The 18,659-nt window shown below is 69.6% G+C and carries 13 protein-coding genes, 1 pseudogene and 1 riboswitch; of the genes and pseudogenes, 9 read left to right on the plus strand and 5 right to left on the minus strand.

Going from position 1 to position 18,659, the window contains the following annotated elements; translation table 11 throughout:
* Positions 1 to 213 precede the first annotated feature (213 nt).
* Positions 214 to 1,092, minus strand: coding sequence for an amidohydrolase family protein (locus NIE111_RS14835; protein WP_238684940.1), 879 nt, complete (start codon positions 1,090 to 1,092; stop codon positions 214 to 216).
* 274 nt (positions 1,093 to 1,366) lie between these two features.
* A riboswitch (cobalamin riboswitch) is annotated at positions 1,367 to 1,512 on the plus strand.
* Positions 1,513 to 1,547: 35 nt separating this feature from the next.
* Here NIE111_RS14835 and NIE111_RS14840 point away from each other — a divergent pair.
* The 4 genes and pseudogenes from NIE111_RS14840 to NIE111_RS32260 all read left to right on the plus strand — a co-directional run.
* Positions 1,548 to 1,751 carry a CbtB domain-containing protein gene (locus NIE111_RS14840; protein ID WP_238684941.1) on the plus strand — a complete coding sequence of 68 codons (204 nt, stop codon included), beginning with the start codon at positions 1,548 to 1,550 and terminating at the stop codon, positions 1,749 to 1,751.
* A complete protein-coding gene (locus NIE111_RS14845) occupies positions 1,742 to 2,512 on the plus strand; it encodes a CbtA family protein (RefSeq protein WP_238684942.1) in 771 nt (256 codons plus the stop codon). Before NIE111_RS14840 ends, NIE111_RS14845 begins: the two co-directional genes overlap by 10 nt.
* Complete coding sequence (locus tag NIE111_RS14850; protein ID WP_238684943.1) at positions 2,509 to 3,105, plus strand: histidine phosphatase family protein; 597 nt, start codon at positions 2,509 to 2,511, stop codon at positions 3,103 to 3,105. The genes NIE111_RS14845 and NIE111_RS14850 overlap by 4 nt, the downstream gene beginning before the upstream one ends.
* Before the next feature lie 47 nt (positions 3,106 to 3,152).
* Positions 3,153 to 3,329 (plus strand): annotated as a pseudogene (locus tag NIE111_RS32260) (TetR family transcriptional regulator); the annotation flags it as partial.
* A 41-nt stretch (positions 3,330 to 3,370) separates the two neighbouring features.
* On the opposite strand, the gene NIE111_RS14860 reads toward NIE111_RS32260, so the two are convergent.
* The 3 genes from NIE111_RS14860 to NIE111_RS14870 all read right to left on the minus strand — a co-directional run bounded on the left by NIE111_RS14860 (position 3,371) and on the right by NIE111_RS14870 (position 11,084).
* A complete protein-coding gene (locus tag NIE111_RS14860) occupies positions 3,371 to 4,027 on the minus strand; it encodes a phosphotransferase (protein ID WP_238684944.1) in 657 nt (218 codons plus the stop codon).
* A 95-nt stretch (positions 4,028 to 4,122) separates the two neighbouring features.
* The gene (locus NIE111_RS14865; protein ID WP_238684945.1) at positions 4,123 to 9,738 is read right to left on the minus strand and encodes a GH92 family glycosyl hydrolase; all 5,616 of its coding nucleotides are present in this window, start codon (positions 9,736 to 9,738) and stop codon (positions 4,123 to 4,125) included.
* Positions 9,739 to 10,004: 266 nt separating this feature from the next.
* Positions 10,005 to 11,084, minus strand: coding sequence for a glycoside hydrolase family 19 protein (locus NIE111_RS14870; RefSeq protein ID WP_238684946.1), 1,080 nt, complete (start codon positions 11,082 to 11,084; stop codon positions 10,005 to 10,007).
* Positions 11,085 to 11,525: 441 nt separating this feature from the next.
* On the opposite strand from NIE111_RS14870, the gene NIE111_RS14875 reads away from it, so the two are divergent.
* The 3 genes from NIE111_RS14875 to NIE111_RS14885 all read left to right on the plus strand — a co-directional run bounded on the left by NIE111_RS14875 (position 11,526) and on the right by NIE111_RS14885 (position 14,054).
* Positions 11,526 to 12,548 carry a polysaccharide deacetylase family protein gene (locus tag NIE111_RS14875; RefSeq protein WP_238684947.1) on the plus strand — a complete coding sequence of 341 codons (1,023 nt, stop codon included), beginning with the start codon at positions 11,526 to 11,528 and terminating at the stop codon, positions 12,546 to 12,548.
* 90 nt (positions 12,549 to 12,638) lie between these two features.
* The gene (locus tag NIE111_RS14880) at positions 12,639 to 13,577 is read left to right on the plus strand and encodes an acetamidase/formamidase family protein (RefSeq protein ID WP_238684948.1); all 939 of its coding nucleotides are present in this window, start codon (positions 12,639 to 12,641) and stop codon (positions 13,575 to 13,577) included.
* A gap of 141 nt (positions 13,578 to 13,718) precedes the next feature.
* On the plus strand, positions 13,719 to 14,054 hold the full coding sequence (locus tag NIE111_RS14885; protein WP_238684949.1) for a hypothetical protein: 336 nt from the start codon (positions 13,719 to 13,721) through the stop codon (positions 14,052 to 14,054).
* 15 nt (positions 14,055 to 14,069) lie between these two features.
* On the opposite strand, the gene NIE111_RS14890 is transcribed toward NIE111_RS14885, so the two are convergent.
* A complete protein-coding gene (locus NIE111_RS14890; protein WP_238684950.1) occupies positions 14,070 to 15,203 on the minus strand; it encodes a tyrosine/phenylalanine carboxypeptidase domain-containing protein in 1,134 nt (377 codons plus the stop codon).
* A gap of 209 nt (positions 15,204 to 15,412) precedes the next feature.
* Here NIE111_RS14890 and NIE111_RS14895 point away from each other — a divergent pair, with 209 nt between their 5' ends.
* Both NIE111_RS14895 and NIE111_RS14900 read left to right on the plus strand, forming a co-directional pair.
* The gene (locus tag NIE111_RS14895; RefSeq protein WP_238684951.1) at positions 15,413 to 17,032 is read left to right on the plus strand and encodes a hypothetical protein; all 1,620 of its coding nucleotides are present in this window, start codon (positions 15,413 to 15,415) and stop codon (positions 17,030 to 17,032) included.
* A gap of 178 nt (positions 17,033 to 17,210) precedes the next feature.
* A complete protein-coding gene (locus NIE111_RS14900) occupies positions 17,211 to 18,629 on the plus strand; it encodes a WGR domain-containing protein (RefSeq protein WP_238684952.1) in 1,419 nt (472 codons plus the stop codon).
* Positions 18,630 to 18,659 lie beyond the last annotated feature (30 nt).

The raw sequence follows: 18,659 nt of genomic DNA on the forward strand, positions 1-18,659 counted from the left end.
CCGCACACCCCTCGGAGATAGGTCGGATGTTTCCCACGATCAGGCGTTACCTTGCCACGCATTCACGTATGTTGCCAAGGTCTTGCGAGCATGTTTTGCCATCGTTACCTGCGCCATCGAAGCCATACGTCAGACCAAATCGACATCGACTGCCGCCGCTAGCATGTTATCGATAACATGCTATGTCCCCAGGTCGAAAAGGGCGCTGCCGTCTCAGGACGGGGCCAGCCGGTAGACCCGGCCGGCGGTCTGACGCCAGACCGCGGCCCGCTCGTCGTCGGACAGCGGGTCCAGCAGGTCACCCAGAACGGTGACCCAGCGGGTGTACGAGGTGGCGAGCAGGCACACCGGCCAGTCCGAGCCGAACATCAGCCGATCCGGCCCGAACACGTCGAGGGCGTACTCGACCGCGGGCCGCAGGTCGGACGCCGTCCAGGACCCGCCGTCCACCTCGGTCACCAGGCCGGAGAGCTTCGCCGTGGTGTTGGCCTCGGCCGCGAGCACCCGCAGGTCGCGCTGCCAGTCACCGAGATCGGCACGCCCGAGCGGGGGCTTGCCGAGGTGGTCCAGGACGAACCGCACCTGGGGCATGTCGCGGACGAGCCGGACGGCCGCCGGCAGCTGACTGTGGCGCACCAGGAGGTCGAAGGCGAGGCCGGCGGTGCCGACCGCGGCAATGCCGTGCCGCACGTCGGGACGGTCGAGATAGGTCGGATCGGGTTCGGACTGGACCAGGTGCCGGATCCCGACCAGTCGTTCGCCGCCGCGCGCCCTGCGGAGTCGGGCAAGGCGGCGGTCGACATCGGCGGCGCTCAGGTCGACCCAGCCGACGACCCCGGCGATGAGCGGGTCGTCGGCCGCGATGCCGAGCAGCTCGGGCGTCTCCGACCGAACGGCGACGGACTGAACGACAACGGTCTGGGTGACCCCTGCGGCCCGGGTCGCCGGGGCGAGCTCGAGCGGCGTGAAGTCGCCGTCGATCGCGGCCATGGTGTGCGGATCGATCCAGGGCTGTGGGTGCCGCGCCCGGACCCAGAGGTGATGATGCGCGTCGACGATGCCCGGTCGTCGCGCGACGTCACCGGTCGTCACCGGACCCGCCCTGGCGCGTTCTCGTCCACCCCACACCCCGCCCAGCCGCTGATCGAGCCCTCCGGGTCAACCCGGAGCCACAGAGTCGATCTGGCAGGTTGACCATGTTAGCGGTAACAGACTGTTGTTGAGTCCCGGAACGCGCGTCACGACCAGCTTCCGGCAGTGTCGCCTTTTGGTCTGACGAATCCACCGGCGCCTGCGGCTGGTCCGCCTCGTTGACGTGCCGGTATCCGGACGCGTTCGGGGCGCGGGGCCCGGGTTGACCGCCTGAGGCGGCACCGATACCGTCGACCCACTATCTGCGGCGACGCGAGGGAAGCCGGTGTGAATCCGGCGCGGTCGCGCCACTGTGAGCGGTTCCCCAACCACAACTGGGGGCCGCGAGCCAGGACGCTCGGTCGTCCGCAGCCTTGCGATGGGGACGCGTCATCCCTGGGGAGGTTCGTGTATTCATGTCTAGCTCCGCTTCCAGCCAGCCGGTGGTGCACCCCGCTGGCAGTGCCCGTCTGCTGTGGACAGCTCTGGCGACCGTTGCCGCACTCACCCTGCTGGCGTATGTCGTCGCCTTCGACCAGGGCGCGGTGTCGCGCAGCGGGATGTACCTGCACGAGTTGATGCACGACGGCCGGCACCTGCTGGGCGTCCCGTGCCACTGAACACCACCGCCGCTCCCCCGTTCCTCGCCGTCCTCGTCCGCGGGCTGCTGGCTGGCCTGATCGCCGGCCTGCTGGCCGGTGCGTTCGCGTACGTCGCCGGCGAACCGCACGTCGAGGCGGCCATCGCCATCGAGGAGGCGGCGGCGCACGCCGAGCCCGCCGCTGGTGCCCACGATCACGAAGACGCCCTGGTCGGCCGGACGGGTCAGCGCGGCGGGCTGTTCCTGGCCACCGGCCTGTTCGGGGCCGCGATGGGTGGCCTGCTGGCCACGGCGTACGTCCTGCTGTCCCGTCGGCGGCGCGGCGACGACGACGGACGGTCGGGTCTGCTGCTGGCCGGCGCGGCGCTGCTCGGCGCGGTGATCGTGCCGTTCCTCAAGTACCCGGCGAACCCACCGGCGGTCGGCGACCCGGCCACCATCAACCAACGGACCGTCACCTATCTGTTGATGGTGGTGCTCGGGCTGGTGGCCGTGTGGGCCGGGTCGCTGGGCTACCGGTCGGTCGGCGCCCAGGCGCCGACGTGGTTGCGTGCGGCCGCGGCCGTGGGCGGGTTCCTCCTGGTCACGGCAGTGTCGTACGTGGTGATGCCGTCCTTCCAGGAGGTTCCGGCGGACTTCCCGGCGACGCTGCTGTGGAGTTTCCGACTGGCCTCGCTCGGCACCCAGGTCGTGCTCTGGACCGGCATCGGCCTGCTGTTCGCGGCCCTGATGCACCACGAGCGGCGTCGCCGGGCCGGCCTCGCACTGCCGAGCACGTGACCGGAACCAGCCTCCGGCTGGTCGCCCACGGTCACACCGCCGCGCTGCGCCGCGCCCGCTTCGGCGGAGTCGACGACGGCCTGGACGAGGGTGGCCTTCGCGCCGCCCTCGCCCAGGCTCGTGCGGGCGCTGACCGGCGTGGGCTCCTCGGCGTGAACTCCACCTGCCTGTCCAGTCCCGCGGTGGCCGCCCGACAGACCGCCGACGCCTTCGGCCTGCTGCCGACGATCGAGACGGCGTTGGCCGACTGTGACTACGGGACCTGGTCCGGACGGACGCTTGAGGAGATCGCTGAATCGCAGCCACAGGCGCTGCACGACTGGCTGTCCGCTCCGGACTCCGCGCCGCACGGCGGTGAGTCCGTCACGGCCGTGCGGGATCGGGTCGGAAGCTGGTTGGACGAGCAGCACCGAGCCGGCGGACGTGTCATAGCGGTCACCCACCCACTGGTGATCCGGGTCGCTGTGGTGCACGCCCTCGGTCTTCCGGTGGCGACGTACCGGCAGGTGGACGTGGAGCCCCTGGCCGTCGTCCGGCTCACCAGTCAGGGCACGCGCTGGCAGCTCCGACTGGGCGCACCGCGAGCAGGTTGAGGGCGCACCGAACGCCGCGTCGGTGGGCAGCCCTTGCAGAACGCGTCGTGACAGCAGCAGAACCGCCTGTCCTCGCGACCAGCCACACCGCCGGCGAACCGGCCCAGCGTCGCCGTCGGGACGCGGCCGAGACCCGGCAGTTGCTGCTCGACGCCGCTCGCCAGCGCTTCGCCCGGGACGGCTACGCGGCCACCACCGTCCGGGACATCGCCGACGGCGCGGGCGTCAACGTGGCGCTGAGCCCGGCCGGGGGCTCGGCTCTGCCTCAGACGCGGGTGTGGACCAGGGCGGCGGCGCGACCCAGGGCGGCCTTCTCGTCGGCGGACAGCGCGGGGTCGACCCGACGCAGACCCACGGCGTGCCGTAGTTGGCTGGCCCGGGGCGGCTCGGCGCGTCGCTGAAAGGCATCGAGGCCGTCCCGAGCTGGATCGGCGAGCTGCGGGTCCGTGCTGATCGCCACCTCGGCGAGGATGAGAGCGGTCATGGCCACGTCCAGGTCGGCCGGCCCTTCGGTCGCGTTGCGCCAATCGATAACCACCGGCCCGCGTGAGGTCACCATGATGTTCTGTGGATGCAGGTCGAGGTGCAGGACGCGGTCCGCCGGGTCGGCGCTGAACCGGACCGGCATGCTGTGAAGGCGGTCGTGCAGGCCCACGAGCAGGTCGGCGGCCGCGCCGATGCCGGTGCGCCCGGCGAGCGTCGACGCCAGGAGAGTTTCGCCGTCGAGGCGTTCGAGCACCAGGTCGGGTCCCTGGGCGTCGTACACCATGGGCACCGGGTAGCCGGCGGCCGCGACGTACGCCATCAACGCCGCCTCGGGCGCGCTGTCCCCGCCCTGGCGGTAGCGGCGCAGCACCCGAGACGCGTCGAGCGCGTAGACGTCGGCGTCGCGCCCCGAGGCGAGCAGCGCGTGATCGGCCATGGCAGACGACGCTAACAGTGGATTGCACGACGAGCGCGTGGGGCGGGCCGTGATCACGGCCCGCCCCACGCGGCTGTACTGTCCCCGGCTCGGTGCTAGCCGGTGACGGTGAACGGTCGGGACACCTTCGTCGCCGACGTGGCGCCGTTCAGCGTGACGCTGGTCGCGCCCGCCTTCGCCGCACCCGGAACGGTGACCGTCGCGCCGGAGATGACGCCGTCACCGTTCGCGCGCACGGTGACGACCGCCAGTCCGGTCCCGAAGGCGATCGTGACCACCTCGTTCGGCGCGAACCCGGAACCGTCGACCATGATCGACGTGCCGCGGGGGCCCGAGTTAATCAACAGCGCCACCCGCGGCTGGTAGGTTCGCGCCTCCGGCTCCCCGGTCACCTGGACGGTGGCCGTGGCCGGCGTACGCGAGGACGTGCCCGTCGCGGTGACGGCGTACCGGCCGGGTTGCGCGTCACCGGAGGTCGGCACCGAGGCGCGGACCGTTCCCGTCGCGGAGGCCGCGACCTTCATGATCCGACCCGGGTCGGTACCGACGCTGACGGTCACCTGCTCACCGGCGGCGAAGCCGCTGCCGGTGACGGTGATCGCGCCACCGGTGGCGACGGTGCCGGACGCGGACAGGGCGATCGCCGGCTGCGATCCGCCCCGAGCCACTGTCACGGTGAAGGACTCGGTGCTGCTCGACAACGCGTCCCACGCGGTGACGCGCACCGTGTAGGTGCCCTCCCGTGCGTAGGTGTGCTGGCCGCTCATCGCGCCGGACGCGCCGATCGTCACGTCGTCCGGAACCGTGCCGTCACCCCACTGGACGCGGGCGCGGTAGCCCGTCGTACCGGGAACGCCGCCGGTCACCGCACCGAGGTTCGCCGCGAGGGCCTGCCCGGCGGTGGCCGTCTGGTTCTTCGGGGCGGCGGTCGTCAGCGCCGGGGCGGGCGTGCCGTCGTTGGCCACGGCGAACACGTGGATCCGACCCGCCGAGCGAGGGTCACCGGTCTGCGTCGGCAGGGTCACCGACACCAGCGTCTTGCCCGCCGGGATCTGGTAGGGCGCGGTGGCGAAGAGGAACGGCTGGGCGCCGTCGCGGCTCGTGCCCTGCAACCGGTACGCCGTCCGGGCCACGACGATGTTGCCGTAGGACGGGGTGCCGTTGGCGTTGCCGCCCAGCGTCCAGTCGCTCAACTGGATCGGAATGCTGGCCGTGCTGCCGTCACTGAACGTCGCCGTGCCGGTGGTGTTCTGGTTGCCCTGCGTTCCGGCGCCGATGAACGAGATGCTCTTCGCGTCCTGCGGAAGGTCGAGGACGACTGTCGCCCCGTTGCCGGTGGCGTTGTCCGGCTGCCCGGCCGGAATCACCGGCAGGGTGAACCGCAGCGCCGTTCCGGGGACCTGCTGTGCCTGGCCCTGGGTGGCACCACCGGCCGCCAGGGCGGCCCGCGAGTACGCCCACGACTTGGCGTCACAGTCCGCTGCCAGGACCCCTTCGTCACCGACGCAGACGTTGTCGAACGCGGCGGTGAGACCGGAGGCCGGGGCGTAGGCCACCTCGACGCCGACAGTCGCGGAGCTCTGGCTCTCGCCGTCGGTCACCGTGACGTTCGCCTGGTGGTAGCCGGGCGTGGCGTAGGTGTGCGACCCGGCGATGCGGTAGACGGCCCGCGAGCTCAACGTCACGGTGCCCGCGGTGACCGGCGTGCCGTCACCCCAGTCGATGATGGCCTGGTAGCCGCTGGCGTCGCCGCCGGTGACGGTGCCCAGCGGCACCGAGACGGGTACGCCGGTGGTGGCGTGCACGCCGTCCGCGGCGGTGACGGTGATGTCGCCGCCACCGAGGTCGAGGTCACCTCCGGCGAGCAGCTCGACCTCGGCGAGGTTGGTCTGCGCGGCGCCGACGGTCTTCGTGACGGCGAGGCGGAACTGGGCGAACCGTCCCGACCTGTCGATCGAGTACGGGCGGGTCTGGTTGCGCCAGGGGAACACCTGGCCGGCGCGGGAGTCCACAGTGGTCCAGGTGAGGCCGTCGTTGGAGCCCTGCAGGCGCCAGTCCGCCGGATCGCCGGCAGCGGCCCCGGACGTGACCGTGTAGTACTTCGGCTTCTGCTTGCCACCACGGAAGGCCCAGGTGATCTGCGGGGTCGCCGAGGTGAAGGTCAGCTGCGTGGTCGACGAGTCGTCGAACAGCTTCGACGCGTCCTGAGCGCCGGTCGCGGTCGCGGTGCCGAGACCGGGGCCGGTGACGTCCTGCAACGGCTTCGGCGCCTCGTCACCCTTTGTCAGCGACGGCGGCGCGTCGTTCCTGCCGGTGCCCCACGACGACGGCTTGGGGCCCATCTGGAAGTCGATGGTGCCGCCCTTGGCGAGCGTCGCGACATCCAGGGAAAGGCCGCGCTGCTTCTTGCCGTTGACCTTCACGTCCTGCACGTAGACGTTCGCCGTGCTGTTGTTCGGCGCGTTGACGACGATGTCGCCGCTGCTGCGACGCACTGTCATCCTGGTGAACTGCGGCGAGCCGATCGCCCACTCGGACGACCCGGCCTGCAACGGGTAGATACCCAGCGAGCTGAGGATGTACCAGGACGACATCTCGCCGTTGTCCTCGTCGCCCAGGTAGCCCTGGCCGATCTCACTGCCGACGTAGAGACGCCGCAGGATCTCCCGCACGGTCTCCTGGGTCCTGGCGGGCGCGCCGGCCACGTTGTACATGTACGGGATGTGGTGCGACGGCTGGTTGCTCATGCCGAGTTGACCCATCCGCACAGCGCGCGCTTCGAGCATCTCGTGGATGACGCCGCCGTACCCACCGGGGCGGTCGGCGTTCTCCGGGGTGGTGAAGAACGCGTCGAGCTTGTCCCGCAGCGCCTTCTGCCCGCCGTACAGGTTGATCAGACCCTGGCCGTCCTGCTGAGCGGTGAACGCGAAGTTCCACCCGTTGGTCTCGGTGTAGACGCCGCCCCAGTCCAGCGGGTCACCGGCGAGGAAGTTGCCGGCGGCGTCGCGACCCTGGAAGAGCTTCGTCTTCGGGTCGAAGAGGTGGACGTAGTTGCGGGCCCGCTCCAGGAAGTACCGCGACTCCTCCTTGAGCCGGGCGCGCTGCGACGTCGGCGTGGCCGGGTCCTTGGCGAGCGCCGCGCCCATGTTGCCGATGCCGAAGTCGTTGATGTAGCCCTCCAGCGCCCAGGACACCGACTCCCCGGTGGACGTCGGCGTGTAGCCGAGGAACAGGGAGCTCTCGATGCCCTTACGCCCGACCGCGCTGCGCCCGGACGCGACGGTCGCGTCCTTGACGGCCGCGTCGTACGCCGCGAGCGGGTCGGGCAGCTTGACCCCGGTGAGGTACGCCTGGGCCAGCGCCACGTTCGCGCTGGTGCCGGTCATCAGGTCGGCGTAGCCGGGGGACGACCAACGGGCGATCCAGCCGCCGTCGCGGTAGTGCTGGACGAAGCCGTCGGAGATCTTCGCGGCGACGTCCGGGTACAGCAGCGCGTAGGCGGGCCACACGGTGCGGTAGGTGTCCCAGAAGCCGTTGTTGACGTAGATCTGCCCGTCGACGACCTTCGCGCCGGTCCGGGTGGGGGTCGACGCGCCGGTCGGCGCCGAGACCGGGCTCGCGTACTGCCAGCGCGGCGCGGCGGCGGTGCCGGTGTTCTCCGACTGTGAGTTCGGGTAGAGGTTCAGCCGGTACAGGTTCGAGAACATCGTGACCAACTGCGACTCGGTGGCGCCGCGCAGCTCGACCCGGCCGAGCCGGTCCTTCCACGCGGCCGTCGCCTCGGCGTGGATCTGGTCGAAGCTCTTGCCGGTGACCTCCAGATCGAGGTTGCGGCGCGCCTGGTCGACGGAGAGGAACGACGTGGCGAGACGCATCGTCACCTCCCGCGAGCCGGAGATGTCGAAGGTGGCAGAGGTCGCGGCGGACGCCGTCGGCGCCCGGTCGAAGGCGCCGGAGACGAACATCCGGCTACGACCGGCCGACAGGCCGCTTCCGTTGTCGACCCAACCGGTCAACGTGCCGTCCGTGCCGATGGTGAACGTGCCGTTGTGGAAGACGAGGCTTCCGGTCGCCTGCCCGGTGGGGAAGGTGAACCGCATGATCCCGGCGTGGTCGGTGGGCGACATTTCCGCGACCAGGTCGTTCTGGAGCGTGACGCGGTAGAGGTCCGGCCGCGCCGTCTCGTCGTCGTGACTGAAGGCGAGCGCACGACTGGCTGGCTGACCGGTGAGCGGACCGCCACCGACGACCGGCATGACGGACATCTGGTTGCGGTCACCCATCCAGGGGCTGGGCTCGTGGGAGATCGCGAGGCCCTGGAGCATGGGCAGGTTGGCCTCGTTGTTGATCCGGTGGTACTCGTACTCCCACGAGTCGGAGGTCGCGTCGGTCACCGGGGTGAAGAAGTTGAACCCGTTCGGCACTGCGGTGATCGGCAGGTTGTTCCCGCGCGAGAAGCCGCCCGTCGAGTTGGTGCCCCGTCGGGTGTCGACGTAGTTGGTCAGCTTCGAGCCGTCGATGGACGCCGGCGCGGCCGTCAGCTCGATGTCGTCGAGCCAACCCTGGAAGCGGGTAGCCCCAATGGCCTGCGGATTGTCGTAGGCGAGCAGGATGCGGTCGATCGTCTTGCCGCGCGCGACGGCGCCCAGGTCGGCCTGCACCAGGTTCCACTGGTCGGCGAAGAGCACCTTCGAGGCGCCCTGACCGGCGCCCGTGAGCGGGTAGCCGTGCTGGTCGACGGGCGATCGACCACTGAGGTAACTGCCGTCGGTGAAGTGCAGGTCGACGGCGGCGTAGGTGGACGGGTACCGGCCGTCTCCACTGGTGAACTCGGGGAAGATCTTGTACGACAGTCGGGTCTCCGGCCCGACCGGGATGGTGACGTCGAAGAGCTTGTTCGTCGCGTACGACCGGCCGTTGCCCTCGGCACCGCCGGAGTAGCGCAGCGCGGCCAGTCCGGTGAACCCGACGTCCGGCTTCGTGGTGTAGCCGCCGTTCGGGCCTGCGGTCGCCTCGCTGACCATGGGGGTGGCCGGCGGGCGGACGTCCGAGCCGTCGCTGATGTTCCAGTCGGCGAGCTGCACGAGCGAGTCACCGGAGTTGGCGGTGATGTTGAGCCGGTAGAAGCCGTAGGCGTTCGGGTTGGTGATGCTGTACGTCTTGGTGGCGAAGCGCCCGCCGAATTTTTCGCCGGCACGCTTGTCCAGGTCGGTCCAGGTGCTGCCGTCGTTCGACCCCTGGATGACGAAGTCCTTCGGGTCCCGGGTCGGTGCGTCGTCGGCCGCGGTCAGCGAGTAGCGCGCCACCGTCGCCGGCTTGGCGAGTTGGTAGGTCACCCAGCCGGTGGACGCGAACACGAGCCACTTGGTCGACGGATCGTCGTCAGCGAGGTTCGCGGCGATCTCTCGCGGCGGGTTCTCGTCGCTCGCGGTCACGGCGCTGACCTGGCCGAGCAGGCTGCCGGGCAGCGTGGCGACAGTGCCGCTCAGGTTGGCCTGGACCGGCTTTCCGTTCGGGCCGACCTCCGCGGTGCTGGTGGCGGGCTGCGGGTCGGCGGACTCGAACGAGGAGGTGAAGTTGCCCGGCGGTGCCGGATTGGGGGCGGCGTTCGCCAGGGGCGCGGCGACGAGCAGGCCCAGCGGTAGCAGGGCGGCTGTCGTCGCCGCGATCAGGCGGGGTGAGAGGGAGCGCGCAAGGGGGGTGTGCGACATGAGGGACGGAGCCTTTCGACTCGAACCGGGTCGAGTACGTCGAACGTCTGGGCAGTGTGGATCGGGTGGCGGGTCGGAGCCCTGACATCGTTGTCATGAGAGTTCGTGAGCAACGGGAGCCAGGACGGGTGGACTGCCGCTGATAGTTCCGGGCGCAGCACGGCTGTGTCAACGGGTTGATCGCGCCGATGCGGCCGCCGCCCTCACCGGGCCTCGGCGGCCGAGATGCCGGGCCTCGACGCCGTCCGCCGAGGCCCGGCCACTGTTCAGCAGTAGAGGTTGGCTCCGGCGGACACCCCGAGGATGCCGACGAACTGCTGGTAACGGGTGACGCGACTCTGCACCTGGGCGGGGTTTCCGCCGTTGCACTCGATCGAGCCGTTGATGCTGCGGATCGTCTGGCCGAACCCGGCGCCGTTGACCATCGCATTGTGGGCGGTCATCGTGCCCGGCCCGTTCTGGGTCATCCAGTACCAGATCCCGGTCTTCCAGGCCACCGCGGCGTCGGTCTGCACCAGCCACGGGTTGGTCAGCAGCGGCAGGTTGAGGGCGTTGCCCGCGGCGTTGTAGTTGAAGTTCCAACTGAGCTGGATCGGCCCCCGCCCGTAGTAGGCGGCCTGCCCGGCGGGGCAGCCGTACGGCTGGCCGTAGTCGCAGTAGTGCGGGTAGTTCGCGGTGTTCTGCTCGACCACGTGCACGAGCCCGCCGGTCTCGTGGTAGACGTTCGCCAGGAAGGCCGCGGCCTCCTGACGCTGGACCGTGGCACTGCCGGTGCGCGCGAACGCCGGGTAGGCGCTGAGCGCGGCGACGAGCCCGGAGTACGTGTAGAAGGAGTTGCGGCCTGGGAACATCTGGTTGAACTGGGCCTCGGTGACCACGAAGCCGCCCGGGTTGGTGGGCGGCGGGGTGGTCGGTGGCTGACCGCCACAGGTGTAGGGCTCCCAGTACCAGGTGCTCACGATGGGGTCGTACCCCGGGTTGTCGTGCTCGGCGATGTAGTAGGAACCGTTCGTGTACCGCACGATCGCCCCGGTGGCGTACCAGGTCCCGGCGGTCCAGTTCGGGTAGCTGCACGTCCCCCCGGTGGGCGGCGTGGTGCCCCCGCCGCACGCGCCGAGATCCTCCCAGACACCGGTCGTTCCCGGCGGCGCCTCGTTCTGGGTCCACCACTTCGCCCGGTAGTTGCGGCCGTTGTGGGAGACCTGGGCGTCTCCCCAGTAGACGGCCGAGGCCTGCCACGAAGCCGAGCAGGCCGCCGCCGAGGCGGCGGTGGCCGGGATGACAGCGACCAGCCCACCGGCGACGATCAGTGCCGCCAGCGCGACCAGCGCGCGCAGTCTCGCCATGTGATCACTCCTTTCTGGGACCTCATCGGCCGAAACCCGAGCGGATATCGACCGGGATGACTGTAACATCTTCTGTTCACAATCTTTACTATTAGGCGCGACGGGCGCGACGGTGGACCCGGCGCTCGGCGATCGATAGTTCCGGCCACTTTCCGGATCACGTAACCGGCAGATCCGCCGAATGACGTGATCGAGAGGGCATCGGAGCTCCAGCGACGACCGGGGCCTTCCTGCACCGACCGCCGCAGAGCCTCCTGAGTTGTTCCGAGGATGTTCCGGAACTTGTTGACGCGTTGGAATTCTCGCTGTAATACTCCGATCCACTGAGGTCAATGCGATCGGCTTCGTTGCGGTTTCCGCTCCACCTACCCACTTGTCCACACCTGTCCGGACCGTGCTGCCCGCCCGGGGCGCGTCCGGGCCTGCGCGAAGGGGCACCAGATGAGCAGGCTCTTCCCCCGCACGGCCCTGTGGTCCAGGCGGTTGCGCGCGGCGCTCGCCGTCCTGGCCACCGCCGTCGCGATGTGCGGCGTCGTCATCGCGGCCACCTCCACCCCGTCGAGCGCCGCCGCCTGCAACGGCTACGTCGGCCTCACCTTCGACGACGGTCCGACCGGCAGCACCAGCTCCCTGCTGAACGTGCTGCGCGCCAACGGCGTACGAGCCACCATGTTCAACGTCGGGCAGAACGTCCAGAACAACCGGTCGGCCGCGCAGGCACAGGTGGCCGCCGGCATGTGGGTGGCCAACCACAGCTGGAACCACGCCCACATGACCTCGATGAGCCAGGCTCAGATGCAGTCGGACCTCTCCCAGACCAGCTCGGCGATCCAGTCGGCCACCGGCAGCCGACCGGTGCTGTTCCGGCCGCCGTACGGCGAGACCAACTCCACGTTGCAGTCCGTCGCGTCGTCACTGGGCATGCGCCAGGTGCTCTGGGACGTGGACTCCCAGGACTGGAACGGCGCCAGCGTCAGCCAGATCGTGGCCAACGCGAGCCGACTCCAAGCCGGTCAGGTCATCCTGATGCACGACGGGATCCAGAACACCCGCGACGCCATCCCCCAGATCATGGCGAACCTGACCAGCCGCAACCTGTGCCCCGGCATGATCTCGCCGTCCACCGGCCGCGCCGTCGCGCCGGACGGCACCACCCCGCCGCCCACCACCACCCCGCCGCCCGCCGGCGGCACCTGCACCGCGACCGCCACGACCCCCAACGTCTGGGGCGACCGGTACAACACGTCGGTGACGGTCAGCGGCGCCAGCACGTGGACGGTGGTCGTTGCCATCACCTCGCCGCAGCGGGTCACCACCATCTGGAACGGCACCGCCACCTGGGACAGCAGCGGGACAGTCATGACCATGCGGTCCAACGGCAGCGGCAACACCTTCGGCTTCACCACGATGACCAACGGCAACAGCAGCGCCCGCCCACAGATCCGCTCCTGCACCTCGGGTTGACATCGCCCAGGTTGAGACGTGCGCGGTGGGTGCGCCCGGCACCCACCGCGCACCTGCCTGCCCGCCGCACCTGGCCACTAGCCTGCACTGATGCGACACACCCTCACGCCCGGGGATGACAGCCTGCACGGCCACTTCTCCCCCGACTTCCCGCCGGTGCTCACCATCGACCCCGGCGACACCGTCACCTATCGCACCCTGGACTGCTGGTGGTCCGCCGGCCCGTACCCCGGCGGGCCGAACCGGGACCGACCCCGGGTCGCGCAGCACCGGCCCGACCACGGCCACGCGTTGATCGGTCCGGTCGCGGTCCGCGGTGCGCGCGCCGGCCAGACCCTCGCGGTACGCGTCGACGCGGTCGTCCCGGGCCGCTGGGGAACCACAGTGGCCGGCGGCTGGCCGAGTGCGTTCAACCAGCGCTACGGCGTGCAGGACCAACAGGTGGTGCACGCCTGGGCGCTGGACCCGGTGACGATGACCGGCCGCAACCAGCACGGCCACACGATCGCGCTGCGGCCCTTCATGGGAGTGCTCGGCATGCCACCCGCGGAGCCGGGGCTTCACTCGACGACTCCACCGCGCCCCTCGGGCGGCAATCTGGACTGTCGGGACCTCACCGCCGGCAGCACCCTCCTGCTGCCGATCCCGGTGGACGACGCGCTGTTCTCCGTCGGGGACGGGCACGCCGCCCAGGGTGACGGCGAGGTCGGCGGCACCGCGATCGAGTGTCCGATGGACGAGGTGACGTTGACCTTCGACGTACGCGACGACTTTCCGGTCACCGGCCCGGTGGCCCGCACCCCCGACGCATGGCTGACCCTGGGTGTCGGCGACTCCCTCGACGACGCCACGTTCACCGCCCTGAACTCGATGCTGACACTGATGCAGCGACTGCACGGCCTCAGCCGCGCGGACGCGGCGGCGCTGGCCAGCATCGCTGTCGACGTGCGAGTGACGCAGATCGTCAACCAGATCGTCGGCGCGCACGCGGTGCTCCGCGACGACGCGCTGCGCTGGCCAGATCGGTGACCAAGAACGCTACGCCGAACCCCCCAGGGCGGGCGGTCCCCTCACCAGAGGCGAGCGTGTCGGCTAACGGTCAGTGCGGACCATTCTCACGTTATGGCATCTAATCTGGCTCCGGGTTTCCACAACCGACCAGGAGGCACAGTGCCGGTCACGATCGAGTCAAAGGATGACGCCGGTGCCGCGCTGGAGCGGGTGGGCTTCCTGCAGCAACAGGTGGACGCCGGGCAGATCGACCCTGCGGCGGCCGGGCCGGAAATCGTCGAGACCCTCAACGCCGTCGTCAGCTTCTTCGTCCTCATCGGAGCCACCGGGAATCTCTACACAGCGCTCGTCGAACCACTGATGCAGTGGAACATCTACTCTGTATCGCCGAAGTTCCTTCGGGGGCCGGAGAGTCCCGAGACGCGGAGCGCTCGGGAGCTTTTCGAGATGATTTCCGCCTTCTATCACAAGTGGGAGGTCCTCAAGACAGAGTAACGGCGGCCTCACACCTCAACCCTCGGCGACAACTGTCCGAATCAGGTCGACCACCTTGTCGACCCGATGGTGCGGCGGGATCGACGACCGGTCGTCGAGAAGTCTCCGCAACAGCGGCACCTCCGACAGTGGCCACTTGCAGGCCATCAACAGATCGTGATCACCTGGGTTGCGCTCCAGATGATTAGTGACCTCGATGAAGCCGCCAAGGTAGATGTGGTCCTTGATGTAGCCGCCAGGCACGGACGTGTCGAGTAGCCCCCGCTTCACGCGGAGCGTGAGATCGAAGGCCTCGTCGGCAGTGGTATGCGGAACGACAGCATCGAAAACGGTTCGAAAGCCGGCCCGCAGCGCCGTATCACAGGCAATTACCCGCAGCGCGTACCGCCGCATGACACCGGGATCTGTCATCCCCGCCTGCTGCTCGTGCCAGACCGCGAGGCCCTCCTCGGTCCCCAGGTAGCCGGGGATTCCGTGCGCCAGGAGATGCAGTGGCTGCCGCATGCCGTTGGCCGTGCGCAGCACGTGGGTACCGACCTCGTGCACGATCAGTCGCCGTACCGTCGCGGCGGTGAAAGTGACGCCACGCTTGACTCGCACCTGACGCCGCCGGCCGACCACACTCATCCGCGCTGCCATGCGGTCATTGTGATCAATGGTCCAGTCGTGCAGGCCCAGCTCGGCCAGGACCCGGCCCATGACGGCTGCCACCCGATCGGAGCTCCACGTCGCTTCGGTGTCGGCGGTCGGTGGCTGCTCTCCCAGGCGCCGGCGCGCGCCCGCCACCGCAGCGGCGGCAACATCGCCGAACTGGCTCTGCGAGTAGCTCGTCATCGCCTCGGGGTCACGAGAACGCAGTGCCGCGAGACCTGCCCGCGCGTATGTCAGCTCTCGGTCCAGGGTCTCTCGCCACGGCCCCGCCCCCGTCGACGCGGCCCGCGCCGCGTCGAGCGCGGCCGCGAGCTGGCCGGGTATCGGCGGGTATTCGAATAGTGGATCCACGGCACGGCCGGCGTTGTACGCGTCCAGAAACTCCGCGCGCACCTGTGCCAGGTTGGTGGGCGTGATGTAGTGGGCGTAGCGAACAGGGTGAACGGCGTCGAGCACCACCCGGGTGGCGTGGTTGACAGCATCCAGGTCGACGCCCATTGTCTGATCCCTTCGCGGCATGACGGCTGCATGAGATGCTCTCACAGAGTCGCGCCGGACGGACGTTCGGCGACAGCAACCGGACGATCAGCCACGGTTGAGGCATTGATGGGTCATTGCCGTCTCATGTCACCGTCACAAGAATGCTGGGAATGGATGTGCCCCAGCCACGTTCCACAAGTGACGGACCGGACGCCGACGTTTCTCCGATGGAGCGGCTGATACTGGCCGTCTGCACAAGCCGCACGCCCGCCGACGCGGGGTCGGTCGCCGATAAAACGGTCCGCGCGGATTTTCTCGAGCGGCTCGTCACCGGTCAGGTCAAGGAATTGGTGGGCGAGATCCGTACTATCCACCTCATCGGAGCGTCCATCGTCGGTGAACTGGTCCTGACCGGCCTCGACATCGGCTACCCGCTGACTTTCGACGGGTGCGAATTCGACCAGGCTCCCCGGCTCTGCGACGCCAACCTGCTGAGCCTGTCCCTCACCGACTCGACGATCCCCGGGCTCGACGCCACCGGATTGAGGGTCCGAGGCTCGGTCAGCATGGTTCGGGTCACCAGTACCGACACGATCGATCTGCGCTACGCCCAGATCGACGGCGTGCTGCACTTTCGGGAGTGCGATCTCCGTAGTTCCTCGCACGCGGTCCGCGCGAGCCAGATGGCCGTCGGAAGTAACGTGTCCTTCGCCAAGACCGCCGTCACCGGTCAGATTCGCATGATCGGCGCCCAGATCGGCGGAGCCGCCATCTTCCGCGGTGCGGAGCTGCACAATCCGGGCAACGTGTGCCTGCAGGCCGAGCGTACGGAAATTGATGAGGGCCTCTGGTTCGACGCGGACGCCACACGACGAGCGGCCACCGTCGAGGGACGGATCATTCTCGACAACGCCAAGGTCGGTGGGTCCATCCTGTTGAGTGGCGTCGCACTGACCCACCCGCATCGGGGGTCGACGCGCAAGCGGCTGAAGGACCGCCCCACCAGCCTTCAGGCGTACGGGCTCAAGGTGACCAGGGACATCAGGTGTGACCAGGCGTTTCGGTCGGACGGGGCGATCGGTCTGTGTTACGCCAGCGTGGAGGGGGCGGTCTCGTTCGACACGGCGGCGTTCGCTTCCGGTACGGCTGACCCAGCGGCGGACCCGAGCCTGGTCGACCTGTCCGGGACGTCTGCCGGAATGGTCGACCTCGACTTCGCACAACCCCCGGCGACGCTCGACATGACGAACGTGTCTGCCCGGGTGGTGACGGACAACCCGAGCACCTGGCCCGCAGCCATCGTGCTCGACGGGTTCGCGTACGACCGACTGAGCTCGCCCCAACCGGTCACCGTCCACGAGAGGATCAGGTGGCTCACCAGGGGCGACGCCACCTACCGCCCGCAGCCGTACGAACAACTGATCGCGGCGTACCGGCAAGCCGGACAGGAGCACGAGGCGCGTGTCGTCGGGTACCGGAAGCAACACGCCCGCGCGAAGGAGGTCAGAGGGATCTCAAGAATCTGGTCGGGGATCCTGTGGGCCACCGTGGGCTACGGCTATCGCACGTGGCTCGCGTCGATCTGGCTGATCGGGCTGACGGCTCTGGGGTGGTCCATCTTCACGCCGATCGGTGACAGCGCCATCGCCGCCGTGGAGAAGCCACCGCAGTTCCACTCACTCGTCTACTCGGTGGACCTCCTGATTCCGGTGGTGAGCCTCGGGCAGGACTCGACCTGGCGCTTCGACAGCGGCGCCCGATGGGTGGCCTGGGGCCTGATCCTGTCGGGATGGGTATTGACCACAGCCGTCGCGACAGCCATCGCGCGCGTCCTGCGCCAGGGCTGACCCGGGGTGGGCTGAGCCCGTCCTCGACGGGGCCCGGCAGGGGTCGCGGACCGGACCGACGCGCCGCTCGGGCCCAGCCGTCAGCGGCAGCCGATCCTGTCGGGGGGCACCGCTACCGTGTGGTCACTGTCGCCGCGCCGGCCGGATCGCGCCGCTCGCTGACCCTCGGAGGCCCCCCATGTCCCAGGAGACGACCTACCTCGAACTGTCCGAAGTGGACGGTGCGCACAAGTTCTACGAGGTCATCGTCGACAACACCACGCTGACGGTGCGCTACGGCCGGATCGGCGACCAGGGGCAGGTGAAGGCGAGTGCCTATCCGGACAACGCCCGGGCCCGGGCCGCCGCGGCGAAGAAGATCGGTGAGAAGGTCCGCAAGGGCTACGCCCCGGCGGTCCCCGGCGTCCGCCAGAAGCGCACCGTGTCGCGGCGGCAGATCGTGAGCACCCGCTCCACCGCCCACACCGCCCCGGTGCTCTGGCGCTTCGACTCCGGCGCCCCCGCCTTCGGCATCTTCGTCGACGGGCAGCACTGCATGGTCGGCAACGAGCACGGTGTCATCACCACGCTCGACCACGACGCCCAGGTGCGCAGCCAGGTCCGCCTTCCCGACGGGGTGAAGTGCATCGTCGCCGACGACGCCTGGATCTACGCCGGCTGCGACGACGGCAACGTCTACGACCTGTCCGGCAAGGTGCCCCGCGTGGCGTACGCGATCGCCCCGGAGATCGACATCTACTGGCTGGACATCCACGACGGCGTCCTCGGCGTCTCCGACGCCGACGGCGGGATCACCGCCGTCGACCACGAGGACGAGTTCCTGTGGCGTCGGCCCGGGCGGGGGCGTTCGGCCTGGATGGTGCGGTGCGACGACGATGCCATCTACCACGGCCACTCGCAGGGCGTGACCGGCTACGAGTGGCGGACCGGCAGCGAGCTGTGGCACACCAATACCGGTTCGGTGCTCTTCGGCTGGCAGGAGCACGGCAGTGTGTTCGCCGGCACCAGCAGCCGCGAGGTGGTGCGGCTGTCCAAGTCGGGTCGCCACGAACGCACCTATCTGTGCGACGCCCCGGTCTTCTCCTGTGCCACCGCCGAGGGCGGCGAGTACGTCTTCGCCGGTGACAGCCAGTCCTCGATCTACTGCTTCGACGCGGCGGGCACCCGGCTGTGGAAGCTCGGCACGGGCTGCGGCTCGGCGTACTCCATGCAGTACCACGACGACCGGCTCTACGTCGTCACCACCGGCGGCCATCTGGCCTGCATCGACGCGAGCGAGCCGGCGATCCGCGCGGCGCAGGCCGGCAACGTGCCCCAGGTACGCGACGTCAAGGCCCCCCGCCAGGCGCCCCAGCCGGTGCAGCCGACGATCGTCGAGGTGACCAGCGACTCGGGCGCGGGCGTGGTCGTGCAGTGCCTGGACGATCGGGGGCGGCTGCGGGTTCAGGTGCTCTCCGACGGTTACCGGCGCGACTGGTCGGTGCAGTTCCCCAAGGGGATCCGCGAGCCGGGCGCCCGCTACCTGGTGACCGAGGTGCGCGAATCCAGCCGCGGCGGTTACTACCGCGCGTACGGCGACATCCGCCGGCTGCGCTGAGCGGCGAGCGCTCCGCCTCGCTAACCAGGG

The sequence above is a fragment of the Micromonospora hortensis genome, assembly GCF_022230935.1.
Lineage (GTDB): Bacteria > Actinomycetota > Actinomycetes > Mycobacteriales > Micromonosporaceae > Micromonospora > Micromonospora hortensis.